Origin of the sequence: Hydrogenophaga sp., assembly GCF_022844385.1 — a bacterium.
Classification (GTDB): Bacteria; Pseudomonadota; Gammaproteobacteria; order Burkholderiales; family Burkholderiaceae_C; genus Hydrogenophaga.
This window is the reverse complement of record NZ_JALHLX010000175.1, coordinates 1-1,816: the sequence shown is the minus strand read 5'-3', so window position 1 is coordinate 1,816 and position 1,816 is coordinate 1. Positions and strand designations below refer to the sequence as shown.

1 protein-coding gene and 1 pseudogene are annotated in these 1,816 nt (G+C 68.1%); both read left to right on the top strand.

The annotated features are described in order from the left end of the window. Window positions 1–273: pseudogene (locus Q0C59_RS18165) on the top strand (xanthine dehydrogenase small subunit); the annotation flags it as partial. Next, window positions 270–1,816: molybdopterin cofactor-binding domain-containing protein (locus Q0C59_RS18160; protein WP_291218186.1), on the top strand; the 1,547-nt coding region annotated here is incomplete at its 3' end. The pseudogene Q0C59_RS18165 and the gene Q0C59_RS18160, both read left to right, overlap by 4 nt.

Below are 1,816 nucleotides of genomic sequence, written 5' to 3'. Positions count from 1 at the left end.
AGCACCATCTCCATCGGCGCCGGCGGCGTGGCCGCCACACCCGTGCGCGCCCGCCAGACCGAAGCCGCCCTGCTCGGCCAGGCCTGGAACGCCGACACCGTGATGGCAGCCATGGCCACGCTGCGAGCCGAGTTCCAGCCCATCAGCGACATGCGCGCCAGCGCCGCCTACCGCCAGACCGTGCTGGGCAACCTGCTGCAGCGCTTCTGGCTGGAGAGCCAGGGCCTGCAGGCGATCAACCTTGAGTCGGTGTCGATGGAGGCCCTGGCATGAACGCGCGAGACAAAACACCAGCCACACCCGTGGTGATTTCGTCCCGTGCCGACGCGGACGAAGCACCCGAACATCTGGCCCCAACTTCTGCCCCAGCGCCTCTGGCACCCCAGCGAGCAGCCGGCGTCTCCCGCCACCACGAAAGCGCGCGCGCCCAGGTGGCCGGCGGTGCCACCTACATCGACGACATTCCCGAGGTGCGCGGCACGCTGCACGCCGCGCCCATCTGCTCCCCGGTGGCCCACGGCCGGCTGCGCGGCATCGACGCCACGGCGGCGCTGGCCCTGCCCGGCGTGCGCGGCATCGTGGACGCGCGCGACATCCCGGGCGACCCGGTGCTCGCCGCCTTCAGCCACGACGAACCCGTGTTCGCCAACGATGTGGTGCAGTTCACCGGCCAGGTGGTGGCCCTGCTGCTGGCCGACGACACCATGACCGCGCGCCGCGCCGCGCGGCTTGTGAAGCTCGACATCGAGCCCCTGCCCACTGTGATCAGCGTGCACGAAGCGCATGCGCTGGAAAGCTATGTGTTGCCGCCGGTGCACGTGAAACGCGGCGACGCGGCCGCTGCATTGAAGCGCGCCCCGCACACACTGGAAGGCAACTTTGAAGTCGGCGGCCAGGAGCACTTTTACCTGGAAGGCCAGATCGCCTACGTGTTGCCGCTGGAGCAGAACCAGTGGTGGGTCTACACCAGCACGCAGCACCCCGGCGAGGTGCAGCACTGGGTGTCGCATGCGCTGGGCATTGCCAACCACGCCGTGACGGTGGAATGCCGGCGCATGGGCGGCGGCTTCGGCGGCAAGGAAACGCAGGCCGGGCATCTGGCCGTGTGGGCCGCCATCGCCGCGAACAAACTGCAACGCCCGGTGAAGCTGCGGCTGGACCGTGACGACGACTTCATGATCACCGGCAAACGCCACCCCTTCGCCTACCACTACCGCGCCGGGTTCGACGACACCGGCCTGCTCTGCGGGCTGGAGCTGGAGATGCTGGCCAACTGCGGCTTCAGCGCCGACCTCTCGGGCCCCGTGGCCGACCGCGCCATCTTCCACGCCGACAACGCCTACTTTCTGGAAGACGTGGCCGTGGCCAGCTACCGCTGCAAGACCAACACCCAGAGCCACACCGCGTTTCGCGGCTTCGGCGGCCCGCAAGGCGTGATCGTGATCGAGCGCATCTTGAGCGACATCGCGCGCCAGCTCGGCCTGGACCCGCTGGATGTGCGGCTGCGCAACCTGTACGGCATTGAGACGCGCAACGTCACCCACTACCAGATGAAGGTGGAAGACAACATCCTCGAACCGCTCATGACCACGCTGGCCACCACCAGCCATTACCGCGAACGCCGCGAACAGATCAGCGCCTGGAACGCGAAGAGCCCGGTCATCAAAAAAGGCATGGCGCTGACCCCGGTGAAGTTCGGCATCAGCTTCACCGCCACGCTGTTCAACCAGGCCGGCGCGCTGGTGCACGTGTACACCGACGGCAGCGTGCAGGTGAACCACGGCGGCACCGAAATGGGCCAGGGCCTCAACACCAA